This window comes from Streptomyces sp. NPDC016459 (assembly GCF_040632845.1).
Taxonomy (GTDB): Bacteria; Actinomycetota; Actinomycetes; order Streptomycetales; family Streptomycetaceae; genus Streptomyces.
This window is the reverse complement of the sequence record NZ_JBEYCR010000001.1, coordinates 1,034,055-1,054,076: the sequence shown is the minus strand read 5'-3', so window position 1 is coordinate 1,054,076 and position 20,022 is coordinate 1,034,055. Positions and strand designations below refer to the sequence as shown.

Below are 20,022 nucleotides of genomic sequence, written 5' to 3'. Positions count from 1 at the left end.
GAGGTGTCGCTGGAGCGCTCTGGGGAGCCCGCCGGGGCGGTGCCGGAGCACTCGGGGAAGCCTGCCGGAGCGGCGTCGGCCGACCTGACAGGACGTTCCGGCCCACTGCCGACGCGCGGGGCCCAGCCCACCTCCACCGCCACCCCGCCGGTCCACCCGGCCGGTCCCGCTGACGGCGTGTCGGCGGTTCGGGCGGCGGGGCCGTCCGGCGTGTCGGCGATCATCTCGGCAGGGGTCGCGGGGACTTCGCGGCCGGACCGACCGGTCTCCGCGACCGGCCCCGCCGACCCCTCACCGCAGGCGTCCCGCGTCCCCGCGCGCGCCGGCGGTCCGGCTCCCGCCCCCGTGTCCACTTCCGCGCCGCAGACGCCCCCCGCCTCCGAGCCGCAGGCGACGCACCCGGCCGCCGAGTCGAAGGCACCCCCCGTCCCCGGCTCCGAGGCCGAGCGAAGGACCCCCGGCTCCGAGGCCGAGCGCGGCACCCCCGCCCCCGAGGCCGAGCGAAGCACCCCCGGCTCCGAGGCCGAGCGCGGCGACCCCGGCCCCGAGGCCAAGCGAAGCACCCCCGGCTCCGAGGCCGAGCGCGGCGACCCCAGCTCCGGGGCCAAGCGAAGCACCCCCGCCTCCGAGGCCAAGCGCAGCGTCCCCGCCCCCGAGGTCGAAGCCCATCGCATCGCCTCCGCTCCCGCGCCCGCCTCCGAGGCCCAGGCCGAGGCCAAGCGCAGCGACGCCGCCGCCAACCGCAGCGCCCCCGCCCCCGAGGCCGAGCGCAGCGACCCCGCGCCCGTCGGTGCCGTCGCCGGGCCCGTCGCCGCCGCGGCTCGGGTGGTGCGCCGGAAGAACGTGATCGGGGCCGAGACCACCGGCTCCATCCCCGTCCACCTGCTGTTCCGGGACGGTCCGAGCACCACCCCGCCGCCGGCGGCGGGCGACGACGACGGGGGTCCCGACACCGTCGCCATGGCCGCGCCGGTCCAGGGGATGAAGGGCCGTGGGTCCGTCATCCCGACCTTGTCCGCGGCTGCGACCCCTTCGAGGGGTGGGGCGGCCGTGGCCGAGACCACCCACAGGACCCGGCCCACGCCGCAGGCCAAGGCCCCCACCCCCGCCTCCTCCTCCCGACCCGCCCCCACCGCCGACCCCGACCTCGTCGAGCGGCCGGCGTCGGTGCTGCCCGGGTGGGTCGGGGTGGTCGGCGGCGCCCTCGCGCTCGCGGGGTGCGCGGCGGTCGTGTGGTGGGCCGGGGCGGTGCCCGCGGAGGCGGCGCGGATGCTGCGGCTGCCGGAACGCCCGTACCACGGTGTCCACCTCGGCCAGTGGGCGCTGCTCGCGCTCGGTGTCGTGCTGGTCCTGTTCGCGCTCGGCGGTCTCGGCCGCGGCCGGGTCGGCTACGCCTGGGTGCTGACCCTGTTCGGCGACTACCGCGGCACGGTCCGCCGTACCGGTCTGGTCTGGGTCAGCCCGCTCCTGCTGCGCCGCCGGGTCGACGTACGGCTGCGGCACTGGCGCAGTGAGCCGTTGTCGGCCGTGGACGCGAAGGGGACCGCGCTGGACGTCGTCGTCCTCGTGGTGTGGCGGGTGCGGGACACGGTCAGGGCGGCGCTCGGGGTCGACGGGCACGAGGACTACCTGCGCGAGCAGGTGGAGGCGGCGATGGCGCGGGTCCTTTCGCAGCTTCCGGCGGACGCCTTCCACGAGGACGCCCCGACGCTCCGGGACGCGGAGGCGGTCGGCGAGGCCCTGACGCGGATGCTGTCGGCGGAGTGCGCCCCGGTCGGGGTGGACGTGTTCTCGGCGCAGCCGACGCGGATCGAGTACGCGCCGGAGGTGGCGGCGGCGATGCGGCGGCGCCGGATCGCGGCGATCGACGCGAAGCACCGGGACAGCGTGCTGACCTCGGTGGTGGACGCGGTGGACGACGTGGTCCACCGGCTGACCAGTCGTGGTCTGGTGGAGCTGGACGACTACGAGCGCAAGGCGCTGGTCAAGGACCTGACGGTGGCGTTCTACACGGGTCGGACGGGTCCGGTAGAAGGGGCGTGAAGGGATGGACATGTGCAAGGTCCGTCCATACCTTGGTACTTGGTCCAGACCAAAATCGGGGCCCCGTGAGCCTCGCGGGCCCCGCAGCACCCGCAAGACCCGCACGCGTGCGCGCACGACCCAACGGAACTCCCCACGTTCTCCTGGAGCGACAGCATGCGCAAAAAGTCAGTCGGGGCGGCGGTGGTGGCGCTCGGCGTCGCCGGCGCCACCCTCTTCGCCACCGGTAGTGCCGGCAGCCACGGCTACACCGACTCGCCGATCAGTCGTCAGAAGCTCTGCGCCAACGGCACCGTGACCAACTGCGGCTCCATACAGTGGGAGCCGCAGTCGGTCGAGGGCCTCAAGGGCTTCCCCGCCGCCGGTCCCGCCGACGGCAAGATCTGTTCCGCCGGGCTCACGCAGTTCGCCCAGCTCGACGACCCCCGGGGCGGCGCGTGGCCCGCCACGCAGCTCACGGCGGGGCAGAGCCACAGCTTCCGCTGGCAGTTCACGGCCCGGCACCGCACCACCGACTTCAAGTACTACATCACCAGAAACGGCTGGGACCCGAGTCAGAAGCTGACCCGGGCCGCGCTGGACCCCCAGCCGTTCCTTACCGTCCCCTACAACAGTCAGCAGCCGCCGGCGACCCTCTCGCACTCCGGGACGATCCCGGCGGGCAAGACGGGCCGTCACCTCATCCTGGCCGTGTGGACGGTCGCGGACACCGCGAACGCCTTCTACGCCTGCTCGGACGTCAAGTTCTGACGGACCGGCCGGGACGGCGCCCCAGGGCGCCGTCCCGTGGGTCCCACCTCCCCCGGACCCCGCCCGGGGGCCCACCACCAGCAGGGCGGCGGCCCCCACGGAGACCCGGCCCCGCCCCACCCGCCTACCGTGGGCGCCCATGGACCCCCGCAACCCCTGGCAGGCGCTCACCCGCCCTCGTTTCCCCCGTAGCTCCTGGCCCTGGCGGGCCGCCGCGTACCTGGCCACCGGGGGGCTCGTCGGGGGCGCCGCCTGTCTCGTGTTCCTGGTGCTCGGCGTGTTCTCGCTGCTGCTCGTCGGGCTGCCGCTGCTCGTGCTCTCCGGGCCCGCCGTCGGCGCCGTCGAGCGGCTGCGGCTCCGGCTGGTCGACCGGGACCCCGCCCCCGACCCGCACGGCGTCCCCACCGCGCCCGGTCTCGCCGCCTGGCTCCGGCTGCGGGTCGGGGAGCAGGCGACCTGGCGGGAGCTCGGGTACGCCCTGCTGCTCGCCACCGTCCTGTGGCCGCTCGACCTCGTCGCGCTCGCCGTCGGCGTCGGCCTGCCCGTCGTGCTCCTCAGTACGCCGTTCCAGCTGGCGGCGGACGGCCGGGAGACGAAGGTCGTCAAGGCGTACCTGGTCACCTCCTACCCCGAGGCCCTCGCCGCCGCCCTCCTCGGCGCGCTCCTCCTCGTCGCCCTCGCCTACCCCCTCGCCGCCGTCGCCGGGGCCCGCGCCGCCCTCGCCCGCGCCCTGCTCACGCCCCGCGAGACCGGACCCCAGGACGGCATCGGTGAGGTCATCGCCTCCCGGGCGCGCCTCGTCGACGCCTTCGAGGCGGAGCGGCGCCGCATCGAGCGAGACCTCCACGACGGGGCCCAGCAGCGCCTCGTCGCCCTCACCATGACCCTCGGTCTCGCCAGGCTCGACGCCCCGCCGGGACCGCTCGCCGACCAGCTGGCGAAGGCGCACGCGGAGGCCGGTCACGTCCTGACCGAGCTGCGGGAGCTGATCCACGGCATCCACCCCCAGGTCCTGGCCGACTACGGGCTCGGCGCGGCCCTCGCGGACGCCGCCGACCGCTCGGCCGTCCCCGTGGACACCGACATGGAGCTGCCGCGCCTCCCCGTGCCCGTCGAGAGCGCGGCCTACTTCGCCGGCTGCGAGGCGCTCGCCAACATCGGCAGGCACAGCGGCGCGACCCGGGCGCGGATCACCGCCCGGCATACCGACGGCGTCCTGCGCCTGGACGTCGAGGACGACGGGCGGGGCGGCGCGGACCCGGCCGGCGGCAGCGGCCTCACGGGACTGGCCGACCGGATCGCCGTCCTCGATGGCACACTGACGATCATGAGCCCGGAGGGCGGCCCGACCCTTCTGCGAGTGGAGATCCCGTGTCCCGCACCGACCGAAAGCTCCGCGTCGTCCTCGCCGAGGACGGCGTCCTCCTCCGGGAGGGGCTGATCGGACTCCTGGCCCGCTTCGGGCACGAGGTCGTCGCCGCCGTCGGTGACGCCGACGCCCTGCGCGAGGCGGTCGCCGCCCACGACCCGGACATCGTCGTGACCGACGTCCGGATGCCGCCCGGCTTCCAGGACGAGGGGCTGCGCGCCGCGGTCGCGCTCCGCGCCGAGCGGCCCGCCCTGCCGGTCCTCGTCCTCAGCCAGTACGTGCAGCGCAGCTACGCCGCCGACCTCCTCGACGCGGGCGACGGCACCGGCGTCGGCTATCTGCTGAAGGACCGGGTCGGGCAGGTGGAGGAGTTCCTGGACGCGCTGGCCCGGGTCGCGGCCGGCGGCACGGTCGTCGATCCCGAGGTCGTACGGCAGCTGCTGCGGCGGCACCGCGATCCGCTGGAGGCGCTGACCCCGCGCGAGCGCGAGGTCCTCGGCCTCGTCGCCGAGGGCCGTTCGAACGGGTCGATCGCCCGCCGCCTGGTCGTGACCGAGGCGGCCGTCGGCAAGCACATCGGCAACATCCTGGCGAAGCTGGACCTGCCGCCGGCCGAGGACACCCACCGCCGGGTCCTGGCCGTCCTCACCTACCTCCGTGCGTGAGGGCCCGGAGCACGAAGAAGCCCCCCGCTCGCGCGAGGGGCTTCTTCCGTCTGTGCGCCGCCAGGGACTCGAACCCCGGACCCGCTGATTAAGAGTCAGCTGCTCTAACCAACTGAGCTAGCGGCGCCTGCTGACAGAGAAAATACTACCCGGTCCTCCAGGGTGCTTCCGACCACCCCGCCGGCCCCGCGCGTCCGGGTCCCTCCCCGGCCTCAGATCGCCAGCGAGAGCACCACCGGCGCGGCCCTGCGGTTCAGCGTGTCGGCCGCCGAGCGCAGCCGGTGGGCGTGCTCGATCGGCAGGGAGAGCGCCAGGCAGCCCACGGCGGAGCCCGCCGTCAGCGGGACGGCGGCGCAGACCGTGCCCACCGCGTATTCCTGGAGGTCGAGCACGGGGACGGTCGGCGGCTGGCTGTCGAGCTTGGAGAAGAGGATCCGCTCACTGGTGATCGTCCGGGAGGTCAGCCGGGCGATCTTGTGCCGGGAGAGGTGGTCCCGCCGCCCGTTCTGGTCGAGCTGGGTGAGCAGGCACTTGCCGACCGCGCTGGCGTGCGCGGCCGAGCGGAAGTCCACCCACTCGTTGACCTTGGGCGTGCGCGGGCCGTCGGCGAACTGGGTGATCTTCACCTCGCCGTCGATGTACCGGCTGATGTAGACCGCCGCGCCGACGGAGTCGCGCAGCTCGGTCAGGGTCTCCTGGAGCTTGGCCTCCAGGGCCTCGCGGCGGGTCATGCCGGAGCCGAGGAGGACGAGGGAGTCCCCGATCACGTACGCGCCGTCGGCGACCTGTTCGACGTACCCCTCGCGGCGCAGCATGAGGAGCAGCGAGGAGAGGTGGGCGACGGGCAGGCCGGTCTCGCGCGCGATCTGGACGTCTGTCACTCCGCCACCGTGCCGCGAGATCGTCTCGAGGACGCGCAGGGCGTATTGCACCGAGTGGAACGGCGCGGTGGGCTCGGGCTTCAGCGCCACGGTTTCCCCCTAGCAGGTTGTGACCGCAAGCTTTCGTCCCACGATAACCGCCAAGCACCTTTTACGGGGCGGCTGTTGGCGAGAATGATGCGGAGGATCCGGGCCCTGTCCTGGGGCGCACCACCCTGGCATATGCCAAGGTCATGCGTGGGGGAGAGAGTCTGAGGTCAGGGCCGTGTGTGGCGGTGTTCGCGCAGACGTTCGGCTCGCGGGCGACGGAAGATTTTCCGGGAGAAGGCGGAGCCGGAGGCGGCCCTTCCGTTGGCTGAGAACCGTCGGTCGCCCCGAGAGCCGACGATCACGGCGAGAAGCCGTCGCTCACCCCAGGAGCCGACGGAATAAACGGAGACACCCTCCCGTTATGGCTCCGGCGATGTACCCGCACGTGTACCGAGGAGGGTCCCGAAGGTGACCGACGTTATTCGAGGAGAGGCGCGGGGGACCGCACCCGTCCCCCTGTCCGTTCTTGACCTGGTGACCGTCGGCAGCGGAAGGACCGCGACCCAGGCCCTTGCCACCAGCGTCGAGCTCAGCCGGCTCGCCGAGCGGCGCGGCTTCCACCGGCACTGGGTGGCCGAACACCACTCCATGCCCGGCGTGGCCTCTTCTTCCCCCGCGGTCATCCTCGCCCACCTCGCCGCGCACACCCGACGCATCCGCCTCGGCTCGGGCGGCGTCATGCTCCCCAACCACGCCCCGCTCGTCATCGCCGAGCAGTTCGGCACCCTGGAGGCCTTCGCCCCGGGCCGGATCGACCTCGGTCTCGGGCGCGCCCCCGGCACCGACGGGGCCACGGCCGCCGCCCTGCGCCGCAGCGACACCCTGAACGAGAGTGCCGAGGATTTTCCGGAGCAGCTGTCCGAGCTGACCCGGTTCCTGGACGACGACTTCCCGGACGGGCACCCGTACGCCCGGATCCACGCCGTGCCCGGACCCGTGCAGGGCCCGAAGGGGCGCCCGCCGATCTGGCTGCTCGGCTCGTCCGGCTTCAGTGCCCGCCTCGCCGGCCTGCTCGGGCTGCCCTTCGCCTTCGCCCACCACTTCTCGGCCAGGAACACGATTCCCGCGCTCGATCTCTACCGGGACTCGTTCCGGCCGTCGGAGCACCTCGACGCCCCGTACGCCATGATCGGCGTCTCGGCGCTCGCCGCCGACGAGGCGGAACAGGCCCGACGTCAGGTGCTGACGGGCGCGCTGTCGATGCTGCGGCTGCGTACCGGCCGGCCGGGTCTCATCCCGACGCCCGACGAGGCGGAGGCATACGCGTTCAGCCCCGCCGAGCGGGAGTTCGTGGACGGCTGGCTCGCGAACGTCGTCCACGGGACCGCCGACGAGGTCCGTGCGGGTCTGGACGACCTGCGGAAGCGGACGGGCGCGGACGAGCTGATGATCACGGCGAACGCGCACGGCGGGGAGGCGCGGCTGCGGAGTTACGCACTCATCGCGGACGCGTACGACCTTCCGGAGCTGCCGGACCTCCCGTAGGTTCGTCGGTCCCCGGTGCTGCCCGAGTGCCCGCAGGCCGCCGGACCTCCCGTAGCCGTCGCTCGCCCCCGGGTCGCGGAGGTAAAAACCCTGGTCCGCGTGGCCGGTTGGTTCCTTCTCCGCCCGCCCTCGCCGCACTCCTAAGTGAACCTTAAACCGCTCGTCACCGATGGTGGCGAGCGGTTCCGCTTTGTGCTGCACCCCCCTGACAAGGCCTTTCTCCGGCGAATTGGTCTAGTCCGCAATCTGGTTCAGACCATTGACGCACTGTTCACGTGCCGGTTATCACTGCTCCATCACCGCTCAAGACCCAGTACGGCACCACCCCCGCACTCCCCCCGATGGAGGCCGCACGTGCACCCCCGTAAGCCCCTGATCGCCGCGCTCCTCAGCTCGGCCCTCGCCGCCGGCGCCCTCGCGGCGACCGTCGGCATCGGCTCCGCCCAGGCGGCCGACACGACCACCGCTGCCTCCGCGGGCAATGTGCGCATCGCGTACTACGACCAGTGGAGCGTCTACGGCAACGCGTTCTACCCCAAGCACCTCGACACCCGGGGCATCGCGAGCAAACTGGACGTCATCAACTACTCGTTCGGCAACATCCACCCCACCAACCTCACCTGTTTCATGGCCAACAAGGCCGCGGGGGACGACAACAACCCCAACGCGGGTGACGGTGCGGGCGACTCGTACGCCGACTACCAGAAGACCTTCAGCGCGGCCGACTCCGTCGACGGCGTCGCCGACACGTGGAACCAGCCGATCGTGGGCGTCTTCAACCAGTTCAAGGAACTGAAGGCGAAGTACCCCCACCTGAAGATCAACATCTCGCTCGGCGGCTGGACCTACTCCAAGTACTTCCACGACGCGGCGAAGACGGACGCGAGCCGCAAGAAGCTCGTCTCCTCCTGCATCGACCAGTACATCAAGGGCAACCTGCCGGTCGAGGGCGGCTTCGGCGGCGCGGGCACGGCGGCCGGCATCTTCGACGGCATCGACATCGACTGGGAGTACCCCGGCTCCGCCAACGGCCACCTGGGCAACCACTACGGCCCCGAGGACAAGCAGAACTTCACGCTGCTCCTCGCCGAGTTCCGCAGGCAGCTCGACGCGCACGGCGCGGCCAACGGCGGCAAGAAGTACATGCTGACCTCGGCCCTCCCGGCCGGCCAGGACAAGATCAAGTACATCGAGACCGACAAGATCGGCCAGTACTTGGACTACGCCAACATCATGACGTACGACATGCACGGCGCCTGGGACGGCGACGGGCCGACGTACCACCAGTCCCCGCTGTACCCCTCGCCGAACGACCCGACCGACCCGATCGCGCCCGGCACCCAGAAGTACAGCGTCGACGCGGCCATCGACTCCTGGATCGACGGCAACCCGGCCTACGGCATCGCGGGCGGCTTCCCCGCCAACAAGCTGACCCTGGGCTACGAGTTCTACTACCGCGGCTGGAAGGGCGTCCCGGCCGGCACCACCAACGGTCTCGCGCAGACCGCGACCGGCGGCTCCAACGCCCGCCCGCTCTCGCAGCAGGCCGGCATCGCCCACTACAAGGAGCTCGGCGGGATCGTCGACAACGCGGCGACCACCTTCTGGGACGACCAGTCCAAGTCCTCGTACTTCTACAAGGACGGCGAGTTCTTCACCGGCCTCAACCAGAAGTCCATCCAGGCCCGCGTGGACTACGGCAAGCAGCGCGGCCTGGCCGGCGCGATGATGTACTCGCTCCTCGGCCTGGACAACAACGCCACCCTGCTGACGCAGATCAACACGGCGCTCGGCGGCACCACCGCACCGCCCACCACGACGCCGCCGACCACCCCGCCGACGACGCCCCCGACCAGCCCGCCCACCACGCCCCCGACGACGCCGCCCACCACGGGCTGCGGCACGGTCCCGGCGTACGCGGCCGGCACGGTCTACAACGGCGGCTCGGTCGTCTCCCACAACGGCCGCAAGTGGCTCGCCCAGTGGTGGACCCAGAACGAGACCCCCGGCACCACCGGTGAGTGGGGCGTCTGGAAGGACCAGGGCGCCTGCTGAGGCCCTGACCCGCTGAACCACCCATGAACCGCTGCCCCCGCCCGGGATGTCCCTCCGGCCGGGGGCAGTCCCATGCCCACCGACCCCCGCGGGTCACACCCGCAGGGGTTCGGCCCCGATCAGCGCGGCGATACGGTCCGGGGCCACCGCCCGCGAGTACAGCCAGCCCTGACCGGTGTCGCAGCCGATCCGGCGCAACCGGTTCGCCTGCCCCGACGTCTCGACGCACTCGGCGGTGACCGTGAGCCCCAGCCGGTGCGCGAGGTGGACGAGCGCCTCGACGATCAGCTCGTCCGCCGGGTTGGCGTGCTCCTCGTCCTGGAAGCCGCGGACGAAGGAGCCGTCCAGCTTGAGCACCGAGACCGGCAGCCGGCTCAGATAGGCGAGGTTCGAGTAGCCGGTGCCGAAGTCGTCGATCGCGATCCGCACGCCCATGTCGCTCAGCGCCTGGAGCGCCTGGAGCGGCCGCCCCGCCGAGCCCATCACGGCGGACTCCGTCAGCTCCAGCTGCAACAGATGCGGGGCCAGGCCGGTCTCCGCGAGGATGCCGGCCACGTCCGCGACCAGGTCGGAGTCCCAGACCTGACGGACCGCCACATTGACGCTCACGAAGATCGGGCGCTCGCACGGATGGTCCTTCTGCCACTGCCGGGCCTGGCGGCAGGCAGTCCGCAGCACCCAGCGGCCCAGCTCCACGATGGAGCCGTCCTCCTCGGCGATCCCGATGAACCGATTCGGCGCCAGGGAGCCGAACTGCGGGTGGTTCCAGCGCACCAGCGCCTCCACCCCGCGCACCGCTCCGTCCGCCAGGTCCACGAGCGGCTGGTACTCCAGACCGAACTCCCCGCGCTCCACGGCGGGCCGCAGCGTGGAGGAGAGCGCCTGCCGGGTCATCCGGTGCGCGTTGCGCTCCGGGTCGAAGAGGGTCCAGCGGGCCTTGCCGTCCGCCTTCGCCCAGTACAGCGTGGTGTCCGCGGCCTGCATCAGGGCGGTCGCGGTCGTCCCGTACCCGGAGCGCTCGACCACGCCGATCGAGGCGGAGACCGCGAGCCGCTGACCGGCCAGGTCGAAGGGGTCCTGGAGCGCGTCGAGCACCGAACGCGCCAGATCCGCGAGTTGCTCGGTGCCGGTGGAGTCCTCGACCAGGATCGCGAACTCGTCCCCGCCGAGCCGCGCCACCAGATGGCCGCCGCCGCGGGTGTAGCCGTCGCTGTCCGCGCACTCGGTCAGCCGGCCGGCGACGGCGGCGAGGAGCCGGTCGCCGACCCGGTGCCCGAGGGTGTCGTTGACGGCCTTGAACCCGTCGAGATCGAGGTAGCAGAGGCCGATCCGCCCTGTTCTGCCATACCCGTAGGACTCGTACGAAGAGCTGATCGTGTCCTCGGTCTCTCCCGCGTCCTCGGCGTCCTGGGCCGAGGCCTCCAGGGCGGCGGAGAGGCGCTCGAAGAACAGCGCGCGATTGGGCAGCCGGGTCACCGGGTCGTGCATCTGGAGGTGACGGAGCCGCGCCTGGAGCTCGCGGCGGTCGCTGATGTCCGCGATGGAGAGCAGCACGCGGCGGCTGTCGGGCACGGGGGCGACGGTCACCTCCGCCCACAGGGAACGCCCGTCGGGGTGCTTGAGGCGGCGGGTGCAGCGGAAGCGGGAGCGGCGGCCGCGCAGCACCTCGCGGTACGCGTGCCAGGTGCGCCCGTCGGACGCGAGGTCGACGAGATCGGCGGCGGCCTGCTCCCGGAGCCCCTCGGCCTCGGCGCCGAGGAGGGCGCAGAAGGAGTCGTTGGCGGTGACGACGACTCCGTCCTCGTCCACGACGGCCATCGCGAGCTGCGCGACCCGGAAGGCGGCGCGGTAGTCGCGGAGTTCGGCGGCGCGGCGCTCGGGCGGGAGCGTGGAGTGACGCTCCGTGAGTGCGGGCTCCGCCGCGTACGTCTCCGGCGGCTCTGGGTGCACCGGCCCTTCGGGGATTGTGCTCACCGCTCGCTCCCGTAGTGCAGTCGGGCCGGTCACATGGGGCGGGACGGTCGGCCGAGGAAGAGTGAGCCGATCATAGAGCCAGCGCGGGGGAACGTTCCAGCTCCGGGGCGCCTTCCGGGGGCGCACGACGCTGTGAGGCTGCCCACCGTCGGCCGTGCACGATCGTTTCTCTTCGGGTCTGGCGCGGGTCGACAGCGTCGTGACCGAATGTGACTTTCCGTGAGCTGAATGGCGCTCGTTTCGCGTCGACCCCTCGGCGCGCCCTCACCCGACCGGGGCAGCGGAAATATGCGAAACCCGGCAAACCATCACAAGGTGGGTGGGGAGTCCCGCATTCGCGATCCGGAGGTCCACGTGAGGGGTCAGCAGCCACCCGGGGGAGTGGAGCGCTCACGGCTGCGTGCCGGCGCGGCGGCGTTCACCTCGCTCGTCGCCCTGGCCGCCACCGGGCTCGTCGCAGGCCCCGCCGTCGGCGTCTCGGCGAGTCCCTGCGCCCTGCCCCGCACCGCGGCCCATCACTCACTCGGCCTCGACACCTGGAACGGGTCGTACCCCAGGCCCGACCGCGCCCTCGACGCGGTCATGATCTTCCTGTCCTTCCCGGACGCCGAGCCGCTCACCACACCGGCCGACCTCGCCGCCGACCACTTCCCCGCCACCAGCGAGTACTTCTCGCGCGCCTCCTACGGGCGCTTCACCCTGCGCCCGCACCCCCAGGCCGCCTGGACCCCCATGCCGAAGGAGTCGGGCGCGTACGACATACGGCGCGACTGGGACGCCGGGCAGCGCGCGGCCTACCTCCGCGACGCGGTCGCCGCCGCCGACGCGAGCGTCGACTTCTCCCGGTACGACATCGTCTACCTGGTCGCCGACCCGGACGCGCCCGGCGTGGACTCCGACGCGACCAAGGTGGTCAACCTCGAACGTCCGCTGGAGGTCGACGGCACCGAGATCAAGCGGGTCGTCACCGTCTTCGAACGACACCCGCCCGACCGCAACGTGCTCGCCCACGAGACCGGGCACGTCTTCGACCTGCCCGACCTCTACCACCGCCCGGCGGACGGCAAGGGCGACTGGGACACCCATGTGGGTGACTGGGACGTCATGGGCAGCCAGTTCGGGCTCTCCCCCGACCTCTTCGGCTGGCACAAGTGGAAGCTCGGCTGGCTCTCCACCGCCCAGGTGGCCTGCGTCCAGGGCGCCGACCCCCGGATGGTCACCCTGGAGCCGACCGACGCCCCACCGCCGGCCGGCGGCACCCTCGGCACCCGGCTCGCGGTGGTCCGCACCGGCCCCGACAGCGTCCTCGCGGTCGAGGCCCGGACCGACGCCGGGAACAACGCCGACACCTGCACCGAAGGCGTGCTCGTCTACCGGGTCCGGGGCGGCGCCCCCTCCGGCGACGGTCCGGTCGAGGTCGTCGACGCCCACCCGCGCACCGACGCCTGCTGGGAGCGCTCCGTCTACCCGCCGCTCGCGGACGCCCCGCTGGAGGAGGGCGAGACCCTCACCGTGCCGGGGACCGGGGTCCGGGTCGAGGTCATGGACCGCACGGAGACGGACGGCTGGACGGTCAGGGTCACCCCGCAGGTCGCCGACTGAGACAAGCGGCGACCCGGAACACGAAGAAGCCCCCCGCTCGCGCGAGGGGCTTCTTCCGTCTGTGCGCCGCCAGGGACTCGAACCCCGGACCCGCTGATTAAGAGTCAGCTGCTCTAACCAACTGAGCTAGCGGCGCCTGCTGACGTCGTAGACATTAGCACCCGGATCGGCGGGAGGAAAAATCGATACCCGCACGTCGGCGGCGGAGAGCGCCCGGACGGCCCGCACGCAGGCCCAGAGCACGACCTCGGGCCCGGGCAGCCAGGGATGCCGGGTGTCGGGGGCCACCAGCCAGCGGGGTCCCGCGGTGCCGGAGGGCGCGAGCGGCGGCACGGTCACCGCGTCCCCGACCCCGTGGCAGAACGGCCGCGGGACCTCCTCGCCCCACTCCTCCCAGTCGAGCAGGGCCGGCAGTCGCTGCGCCGTGCCCGGCGCGGCGAACAGCATCATCCGCCCCCGGTGCACGGCGACGGGCCCCGACCCCGGCCCCTCCGACCACAGCCGGTCCAGCATCCGCCGCCCGAAGACCGGGTCCACGTTCACGACGTCGAAGACCGTCCCGCACGGCAGTACCGCGGGCGACGCCGGCCGCGCCTCCCAGCGGGCGAGCGCGGCCCCGCGGCCCCCGGCGGCAACGCGGCCCCCGGCGGCCGAGGCGAGCCAGGCGGCCCCGTCGGAGGTCACCCGAGCCGTCTGGTGCCGGCCCTCGTCGCCTTCCCGGAGGAACCGGAAGATGTCGTGCGGGGTCTCGTCGCGCAGCCAGGTCGTCATGACTCCAGATCTACCGGGAGTGACGTGACGGTAGCCGAGAGTTCACGAAAACACGGACAGGAGGGGGCGGCGAGGGGTATCGTGCGGCCCGCATATGCCAGGTGGCACGTCGGAGGGCCCGGAGCCCCGCCCGCCTACTCCTCCGCCGAGCGGCCGTTCGTGCGGATCAGGTCGCGGCCGAACTCGATCATCTTGAGGGCGTAGTCCTCGGTCCACTGCGCCCGCTCGGCCACGTCCGCGGCCGTCAGCCGGTCGAACCGGCGCGGATCCGCGAGCTGGGCCGCCGCGATGGCCTGGAACTCGGTCGCCCGGTCCGTCGCCGCGCGGAACGCGAGCGTCAGCTCCGTCGCGCGGGACAGCAGCTCCCGGGGGTCCTCCAGGGACTCCAGGTCGAAGAAGTGCTCCGGGTCGGCGGTCGCCTCGGCGGGCTCGAAGATCAGCGGGGCCGGCCTGAGCCGCCGCTGTCCGCTGCGTTCCGCGGGTTCCGCCATCGTTCGTCTCCTCCTCGCACAGGCACGGCCCGGAGCCCCGGGCCGGCTCCCATTGTCCCGCGCCCCGCAAGAGCGCGTACCTTCCACCGCACGCCCCCGGGAGCCTCCTCGGGGGTCGTCAGCCGTCGAGGCCGCGCAGGAGCAGCCGAAGGCCGCCGAAGAACTCCTGCTCCGGGGTGACCGAGCGGGCGGCGCGGGCGGTCTCCGTCAGAGGGGGGAAACGGTCCTCCGGCAGCGCGGCGATGACCGTCGTGCCCCGGCCGGCGAGCGGCCCCAGGTGTTCGAGCTGGATCGCTCCGGTGAGGTAGCCGTGGAGCGCGCGCAGGGCGACGACGCGCTGCTCGCCCTCGACTCCCGCCTCGGCCAGGATCCCGAGCACGGTCTCGGGCCAGCGCAGTCCCCCGGTGGCGCGGTGCCGGTGGGCGAGCGTGAGGGGGATGGCCTCCGGGTGGGCGGCGACGCCGTCGCGCAGCCGTCCGACCATGACCTCGATCCGCTCCCGCCAGGGCGTGTCGGGGCTGGGCGGCGTGGCGTCGACCGTGGCCAGGACGCGCTCGGCCACGAGCCCCTCCGGATCACGGAGTCCAGGCCACCCGGTGCTCCCCCAGATGGGAGAGCACCGCGTGGTTCGCCTCCCAGCCGTCGGGGAACGACACCGCGACACCCAGGCGCACCGGCTCCGTCGACGGATGCTCGTCGAGGAGCTCCGCCACACCCGCGCGGCAGACGACCACGCACGCGTGCCGGTGCCGGGACGCGAGGACGCAGAGCCGGCCCGTCTCCAGATGGAACGCCGTCGCGTCCGGCCGCCCCGACAGCGGGTGGAGGACGACCGTCACGTCGTACTCACGTCCCTGGAGCCGGTTCGCGGTGTCCACCGTCACGCCCGTCACGCCGAGCCCCGCGAGCGCCGCCCGGACCGCGGCCGCCTGGTCCCGGTGGGCGGTGCCGACCGCGACCCGGTCCGGCGTCAGGGGCACGGGGGTCTCCGAGCGCTCCGAGACCGCCGCCCCACCCCGGTCGAGGAGCCGGCGCACCACCAGGGCCACCGCCCCCACGGCCTCGGGATCGGTGCGCGGGGTGTGCCGGGCCGGCAGTTCGAGCAGGCCCCAGCCCGACTCCGCCGCCTCGTCGAGGACCCGGTCGGGAGCCGAACCGTCCGACGGCACCCCGAAGGACAGCCTCCGGTCCCCGTGCCCGGTGCCGCTGCGGAACGGCGTGAACGGATAGAAGGCGTCCGACACCAGCGGCGCCGCCGAGGCGGGCAGCCGCCAGGACACCGGCAGCCGGTGCTGCGGCAATTCCGGGTTGTGCGCGAGCAGGGTGGAGACCGCGCTCGCCGACGGGTCGTACGTGAGCCCCGCCCACTGCTCCGCGCCCACCACCGAGAAGGGGTCAAGCTGCCCGGGGTCGCCCACGAACAGCGCCCGCTCGAAGAGCCCCGCCACGGCGAGCAGCGCGTCCGAACGCATCTGGTACGCCTCGTCGACGATCGCGTGCGCCCAGGGCTCCACGTTCTTCACGTGCCCCCACTTGGCGGCCGTGGAGATCACCACCGGAAGCCCGGCGAGCTCACCCGCCTTCGCCGACTTGCGTACGTTGGCCAGGTCGTCGAGCGCCTTGTCGTACGGGTCGGCGTCGTTCGAGTGCAGCCGGCCCACATCGAGGCCGGGCTCCTTCTCGGCGAGCCGCAGCACCAGGTCGTCCACCTGCGCGTTCGTCTGGGCCACCACCATCAGGGGGCGCCCCGCCGCGGCCAGTTCGAGCGCGGCCCGCACCACGAGCGTCGACTTCCCGGCACCGGGCGGGGAGTCCACGACGACACCGCGCGCGGTGCCGTGCAGGGTGTCCGCCAGGATGGCGTCCGTCGCCCGCCCGGCCTCGGCGGAAGGATCGAACACGGTCACAGCACGTCCTCGGGGGTCACGGCGTCGGGCAGTTCCACGGCGTCCGTCCGGGGAGGACCACCGTGCGTCCAGGGCGTCTCCTCCGCGTCCGGCAGCTGCGGCCCCATCCGCTGGTCGTGCTCGAACAGCGTCCAGGCGATCCGCTCGCCCTTCTCCGGCACCGAACCCTCCGCGGGCTCCCTCGACCGGCCCATCCGGTCCAGGACCCGCAGGAGCAGTGAGCCGTCCTCCTCGTACCGCACGAACTCCGCCGTCTGCGGCTTCCCGTCGAGCGAGCGGTACACCCGCGTCCGCTCGCCCAGGTGCGGCCGGTCGTCCGTGCGGACCGTGAGCAGCGGGCGCGGCGCGGGCCGCTTCGACTCCGTCCACGCCATCGTCACCTCGGTCACCTCGGCCGCGAACGCCTCGCCCGCGAGCCGCCGCCCGGCGAGCACCAGCGGATCGTCGAGCGCCTCCTGCGCCTCCAGCTGGCCCTGCGCCTGCTCGCGGGCCGCGAGCTTCCGGGCCGCCGTCACGGCGTCGTCCCGGCGCGGCTGCGGCGGCTCACCGGCCGCGACCCGGTCCCGATGGGCGGTGAAGGACCAGCGGTCCCGGGTCCAGCGGTCCTCGACCCTGGCCCCCTCCGGCAGCTCCCGCAGCAGGTCGAGCGCCCGCCAGACCGCGTCCCAGGTCGGCTTCAGCTGGGAGCCGACCAGGCGGCGCAGCTCCCGCTCGGCCGCGTGCAGCTCACCGAGACCCGAGTCGGCGCTCTCGCCGTCCTCGGCCGTGCCCAGCGCCTGCCGGGCCCGGTCGTACCGCTCGATCGCCGGCGCGAGCAGCCGGTTGTCGAAGGCCGGGTCGGTGGCGGGCCCGGCCGGCGGGCACAGCAGCTGCCCCCGCTCGTCCCGGCCCACCTCGGCCCGCAGCGCCCCCTCCGCGCCCGTCTCCCCGTCGCGGGGGTCGATCCAGGCGAGCAGCGCGCCCAGATGCTGGTCCTCCAGGGACGACTGGCCCGTCGCCCAGTGCCGGTTGAGCAGATCGGTCGCCGCGAGCAGCAGCGAGGAGCCCGGCACCCGGGCCCGGTCGCCGAAGTGCGTCAGCCAGCGCCCCAGCAGCGGCACGCGCGGCGGGGCGGGGAACGGCGTCTCCGGGTCCTGCTCGGCCGTCCGCCGGAACCGCGTCGACCGCCCGAGGAGCCGTACGTACTCGATGCCGGCCCGGCTCGGCACGATCAGCTGCGGCGCGTCCGCGCACAGCTCGACCTCGACCTTCACCTTCTTGCCGGTCTCCGGATCGACCTCGCTCCTCTCCGCCGACTCGACGACCTCCGCGAACGAGTCGACGTACGGCAGGACCTCCTCCGCCAGGTCGGCGAGGAACGCGAACCGCAGGTCCCGGTCCCGCGGCTGGGTCACCACCAGGAGCCGGGGCTCCTCCCGGTCGGTGCCGACGAGGGCGCCCAGCGGCGCACCCGCCTCACCGGCCGTCGTCAGCGGCACGAGGACGAGGGGCCGCTCGGACAGCCGCCGGTGCCGGACGGTCGCCAGGGGCTGCGCCCGGCCCGACTCGACCGCCTCCATCCGGGCCAGGGTGGAGATCAGCGACATGACCGGCCACCCCGCTCCGAGGCCACGCCGGCGGCCCCGAGGGCCTCCTCGCGCAACGCCCGCGCCCGGCGCAGCGCCGCCACCGCCGGGTCCTCCGGGTCGCCCTCCTCGCCGCGCGAGGCCGCGAGGACCGCGCCGACCGTCGGCAGGCCGCCCAGCTCACCCCGTACCGAACGGCCCAGGGTCTCCACCGCGTCCGCCTCACGGGACCGGGCCCGGCAGTGGAAGGCCAGCTCGCAGGCGGCCAGGCACTCCGGCGCGTACTGGTGGGGGACGGACTCCACGGCCGCCGTCAGCTCCGCCGCCGAGCGCTCCACCACGTCGAAGCTCGTGCCCTCCGGCAGGGCGTCCGCGATCTCGTCGACCCGGGTCAGCCGGGCGAGCTGACGCCGGGTCACCGCCCGCTGCTTGCGCACGTCGACGACCGACGCCGTCGGCACGTTCGAGAAGTCCTTGGGGCACACGAGCAGCACCGACTGCGCGACCCGCGCGCCCTCCGTCACCGCCGCGACCCGCTCCAGCGCCAGCACGTACACCGCGGCCTGACGGGCCGCCGCACCCACCTTCGACGCGTCGGCCGCGCCGTCCACCATCGGGAACGACTTGATCTCCACGACCGTCCAGGCGCCGTCGGGACGGACCACCACCGCGTCCGGCTCCAGATACACCGGCGAGCCCGCCACCTCCAGGGCGAGCAGCGGATGGTCGAGCAGCGTCCACGTCCCGGCCCCGGTCGCCTCCCGCAGCGCGAGCGCCGTGCGCGCCACCCGGCCCTGCGGCCCGGCCGCCGCCAGATCGGGCACGGACACCGCGCCCGGCTCCTCGACCCCGATCAGGCGGAGCAGCTCACGGCCGCCGTCCGCCTTGACCTTCGCCTCGAAGGAGTTGCCCCGCACGATCGCGAACTGCGACTGCCCGAACGGGGCCGGCGAGCCGAGCTTCGCGGCCAGCGCCGACTTGTCGACTCCGGCTCCGTCGAGCAGGGCCCGCCGCCGGCAGCCGGGATTGGCGGCGAGCGCCGCGAGCGCCCGCGCGTCCAGCGGACGCGGCACGGTGGCCGGTCCGCGCAGTTCAGCGAACAGCTGTAGACGTGCCGTCCGCGGTGTGGGTGACAGACCGCTGTCCAGGGATGCGCTCACCCGTGGAAGTCTCGCATCCGCCACTGACAACCGGAGGCGCTTCGACCGTTCCGCGCACCCGGCCGGCGAGCCGCAGCGCGTACGGGGTCAGCAGCAGACCGGCGCCCGTCACCGCCGCGCCCGCGACCGCGTCGAGCAGACAGTGATTGGCGGTACCCCTCACGACGACGGTCGTGAGCAGCGGATACGCCCACCCCGACGGCCTTCGCCGCGGGCGTCCGCCCGTACCGCCACAGCAGCACCCCGCACCACAGCGCCCAGCCGACGTGGAGGCTGGGCACGGCCGCGTACTGGTTGGTCAGACCGCCGAGCCCGCGGGGCGCGCTGGACTCGCCGCCCCGCACGAGCAACCGCCCGCCGGTGTAGGTGGCGGTACACGACGCCGATCAGTGACAGCTCGGCCCACCAGCGTGGTCTGCGCATCGAGAAGCCCCCCGACGGTGATCGCCCCGGGAGGGGGACGCCCCGCGCCGCCGGAAGGTTGCCCGGACGTCACCCCGAATCCACGTGGGCGATGATGGGAGAGGCACGTCCGCACCGTGAAACCCCTGGAGCGTCCTTCCCATGGCACCGCGCATCCTGCTCGCCCGGCACGGCCAGACCGAGTGGTCACTTCTCGGCCGGCACACCGGCAGGACCGACATCCCGCTGCTCGACGAGGGGAAGCGGGGTGCGAAGCTGCTCGGTGAGCGCCTGCACCGCGGCCCCTGGCAGGGCCTGCCCGGCGTGGAGGTGCGCACCAGCCCGCTGGTCCGCGCGAGCGAGACCTGCGAGCTGGCCGGCTTCGGCGACCGGGCCGAGCCCTGGGACGCGCTGATGGAGTGGGACTACGGGGCGTACGAGGGGATGACCCCGCTTGAGATCCGGGCGGTCCAGCCCGGCTGGTTCATCTGGCGCGACGGCGTCCCCGTGGGGGTCCCCTCGGCGGAGCGAGGGGGAGAGACCCTGGCGCAGCTGTCGGACCGCGCCGACGAGGTCGTGAACTGGGCCCGCTCCGCCGACCGTGACGTGCTGGTCTTCGCCCACGGGCACATCCTGCGCTCGATCGCCGCCCGCTGGCTCGGCGAGGACGTCTCCTTCGCCTCCCGCATCCGTCTCGACCCGACGAGCCTCTCCGTCCTCGGCTGGGCATACGACGCCCCGGCGCTGGAGCGCTGGAACGACACCGGCCACCTGGAGCGCTAGCCGCGGCGCGGGGCCACGCGCGCGAGGCG

General features: G+C 73.6%; 16 protein-coding genes, 2 tRNA genes and 1 pseudogene. 8 read left to right on the top strand and 11 right to left on the bottom strand.

The features are described 5' to 3' along the window. The first annotated feature begins 345 nt into the window (after positions 1 to 345). The 4 genes from ABZ567_RS04780 to ABZ567_RS04765 all read left to right on the top strand — a co-directional run bounded on the left by ABZ567_RS04780 (position 346) and on the right by ABZ567_RS04765 (position 4,827). A complete protein-coding gene (locus tag ABZ567_RS04780; protein ID WP_360784739.1) occupies positions 346 to 2,043 on the top strand; it encodes an SPFH domain-containing protein in 1,698 nt (565 codons plus the stop codon). 156 nt (positions 2,044 to 2,199) lie between these two features. Beyond that, positions 2,200 to 2,793, top strand: a complete 594-nt coding sequence (locus tag ABZ567_RS04775; RefSeq protein ID WP_360784737.1) for a lytic polysaccharide monooxygenase — start codon at positions 2,200 to 2,202, stop codon at positions 2,791 to 2,793. Between the two features lie 139 nt (positions 2,794 to 2,932). Beyond that, positions 2,933 to 4,234, top strand: a complete 1,302-nt coding sequence (locus ABZ567_RS04770; RefSeq protein ID WP_360784735.1) for a sensor domain-containing protein — start codon at positions 2,933 to 2,935, stop codon at positions 4,232 to 4,234. Beyond that, positions 4,165 to 4,827: a response regulator transcription factor gene (locus ABZ567_RS04765; RefSeq protein WP_360784733.1), complete on the top strand. Its 663-nt coding sequence runs from the start codon at positions 4,165 to 4,167 to the stop codon at positions 4,825 to 4,827. The genes ABZ567_RS04770 and ABZ567_RS04765 overlap by 70 nt, the downstream gene beginning before the upstream one ends. A gap of 53 nt (positions 4,828 to 4,880) precedes the next feature. On the opposite strand, the gene ABZ567_RS04760 is transcribed toward ABZ567_RS04765, so the two are convergent. Both ABZ567_RS04760 and ABZ567_RS04755 read right to left on the bottom strand, forming a co-directional pair. Continuing rightward, positions 4,881 to 4,954: transfer RNA gene (locus ABZ567_RS04760), tRNA-Lys, on the bottom strand. An 85-nt stretch (positions 4,955 to 5,039) separates the two neighbouring features. Beyond that, positions 5,040 to 5,798: an IclR family transcriptional regulator C-terminal domain-containing protein gene (locus ABZ567_RS04755; protein WP_360784731.1), complete on the bottom strand. Its 759-nt coding sequence runs from the start codon at positions 5,796 to 5,798 to the stop codon at positions 5,040 to 5,042. Between the two features lie 408 nt (positions 5,799 to 6,206). Between ABZ567_RS04755 and ABZ567_RS04750 the strand changes: the two genes are divergently transcribed. After that, entirely contained in the window at positions 6,207 to 7,283 is a 1,077-nt protein-coding gene (locus ABZ567_RS04750) for an LLM class flavin-dependent oxidoreductase (protein ID WP_360784729.1), read from the top strand. Positions 7,284 to 7,637: 354 nt separating this feature from the next. Then, on the top strand, positions 7,638 to 9,338 hold the full coding sequence (locus ABZ567_RS04745) for a glycosyl hydrolase family 18 protein (protein ID WP_360784728.1): 1,701 nt from the start codon (positions 7,638 to 7,640) through the stop codon (positions 9,336 to 9,338). A gap of 93 nt (positions 9,339 to 9,431) precedes the next feature. Here the strand turns inward: ABZ567_RS04745 and ABZ567_RS04740 are convergent, their stop codons facing one another. Then, entirely contained in the window at positions 9,432 to 11,312 is a 1,881-nt protein-coding gene (locus ABZ567_RS04740) for an EAL domain-containing protein (RefSeq protein ID WP_360784726.1), read from the bottom strand. A gap of 354 nt (positions 11,313 to 11,666) precedes the next feature. Here ABZ567_RS04740 and ABZ567_RS04735 point away from each other — a divergent pair, with 354 nt between their 5' ends. Beyond that, a complete protein-coding gene (locus ABZ567_RS04735; RefSeq protein ID WP_360784724.1) occupies positions 11,667 to 12,914 on the top strand; it encodes a M6 family metalloprotease domain-containing protein in 1,248 nt (415 codons plus the stop codon). 62 nt (positions 12,915 to 12,976) lie between these two features. Here ABZ567_RS04735 and ABZ567_RS04730 read toward each other — a convergent pair. The 8 genes and pseudogenes from ABZ567_RS04730 to ABZ567_RS04695 all read right to left on the bottom strand — a co-directional run. Continuing rightward, positions 12,977 to 13,050, bottom strand: a tRNA-Lys gene (locus tag ABZ567_RS04730). After that, positions 13,041 to 13,685 carry a hypothetical protein gene (locus ABZ567_RS04725; RefSeq protein WP_360784723.1) on the bottom strand — a complete coding sequence of 215 codons (645 nt, stop codon included), beginning with the start codon at positions 13,683 to 13,685 and terminating at the stop codon, positions 13,041 to 13,043. The genes ABZ567_RS04730 and ABZ567_RS04725 overlap by 10 nt, the downstream gene beginning before the upstream one ends. Positions 13,686 to 13,819: 134 nt before the next feature. Beyond that, the gene (locus tag ABZ567_RS04720; protein ID WP_360784721.1) at positions 13,820 to 14,176 is read right to left on the bottom strand and encodes a hypothetical protein; all 357 of its coding nucleotides are present in this window, start codon (positions 14,174 to 14,176) and stop codon (positions 13,820 to 13,822) included. A gap of 118 nt (positions 14,177 to 14,294) precedes the next feature. Continuing rightward, on the bottom strand, positions 14,295 to 14,738 hold the full coding sequence (locus ABZ567_RS04715; protein ID WP_360784719.1) for a TetR/AcrR family transcriptional regulator C-terminal domain-containing protein: 444 nt from the start codon (positions 14,736 to 14,738) through the stop codon (positions 14,295 to 14,297). Positions 14,739 to 14,751: 13 nt separating this feature from the next. Next, complete coding sequence (locus ABZ567_RS04710; RefSeq protein ID WP_360784717.1) at positions 14,752 to 16,083, bottom strand: AAA family ATPase; 1,332 nt, start codon at positions 16,081 to 16,083, stop codon at positions 14,752 to 14,754. Further along, complete coding sequence (locus ABZ567_RS04705) at positions 16,080 to 17,669, bottom strand: hypothetical protein (RefSeq protein WP_360784715.1); 1,590 nt, start codon at positions 17,667 to 17,669, stop codon at positions 16,080 to 16,082. Before ABZ567_RS04705 ends, ABZ567_RS04710 begins: the two co-directional genes overlap by 4 nt. Then, positions 17,660 to 18,808 carry a hypothetical protein gene (locus ABZ567_RS04700; RefSeq protein WP_360784714.1) on the bottom strand — a complete coding sequence of 383 codons (1,149 nt, stop codon included), beginning with the start codon at positions 18,806 to 18,808 and terminating at the stop codon, positions 17,660 to 17,662. Before ABZ567_RS04700 ends, ABZ567_RS04705 begins: the two co-directional genes overlap by 10 nt. After that, positions 18,741 to 19,146 (bottom strand): annotated as a pseudogene (locus ABZ567_RS04695) (phosphatase PAP2 family protein); the annotation flags it as partial. The gene ABZ567_RS04700 and the pseudogene ABZ567_RS04695, both read right to left, overlap by 68 nt. 226 nt (positions 19,147 to 19,372) lie before the next feature. Between ABZ567_RS04695 and ABZ567_RS04690 the strand changes: the two are divergent. Next, a complete protein-coding gene (locus ABZ567_RS04690; protein WP_360784712.1) occupies positions 19,373 to 19,993 on the top strand; it encodes a histidine phosphatase family protein in 621 nt (206 codons plus the stop codon). The last annotated feature ends 29 nt before the right edge of the window (positions 19,994 to 20,022 follow it).

Excerpts from the sequence above, each read along its gene's own strand:
- ABZ567_RS04690 (WP_360784712.1), top strand. The coding sequence starts at position 19,373 with ATGGCACCGCGCATCCTGCTCGCCCGGCACGGCCAGACCGAGTGGTCA.
- ABZ567_RS04770 (WP_360784735.1), top strand. The coding sequence starts at position 2,933 with ATGGACCCCCGCAACCCCTGGCAGGCGCTCACCCGCCCTCGTTTCCCC.
- ABZ567_RS04720 (WP_360784721.1), bottom strand. The coding sequence starts at position 14,176 with ATGGCGGAACCCGCGGAACGCAGCGGACAGCGGCGGCTCAGGCCGGCC.
- ABZ567_RS04775 (WP_360784737.1), top strand. The coding sequence starts at position 2,200 with ATGCGCAAAAAGTCAGTCGGGGCGGCGGTGGTGGCGCTCGGCGTCGCC.
- ABZ567_RS04725 (WP_360784723.1), bottom strand. The coding sequence starts at position 13,685 with ATGACGACCTGGCTGCGCGACGAGACCCCGCACGACATCTTCCGGTTC.
- ABZ567_RS04705 (WP_360784715.1), bottom strand. The coding sequence starts at position 17,669 with ATGTCGCTGATCTCCACCCTGGCCCGGATGGAGGCGGTCGAGTCGGGC.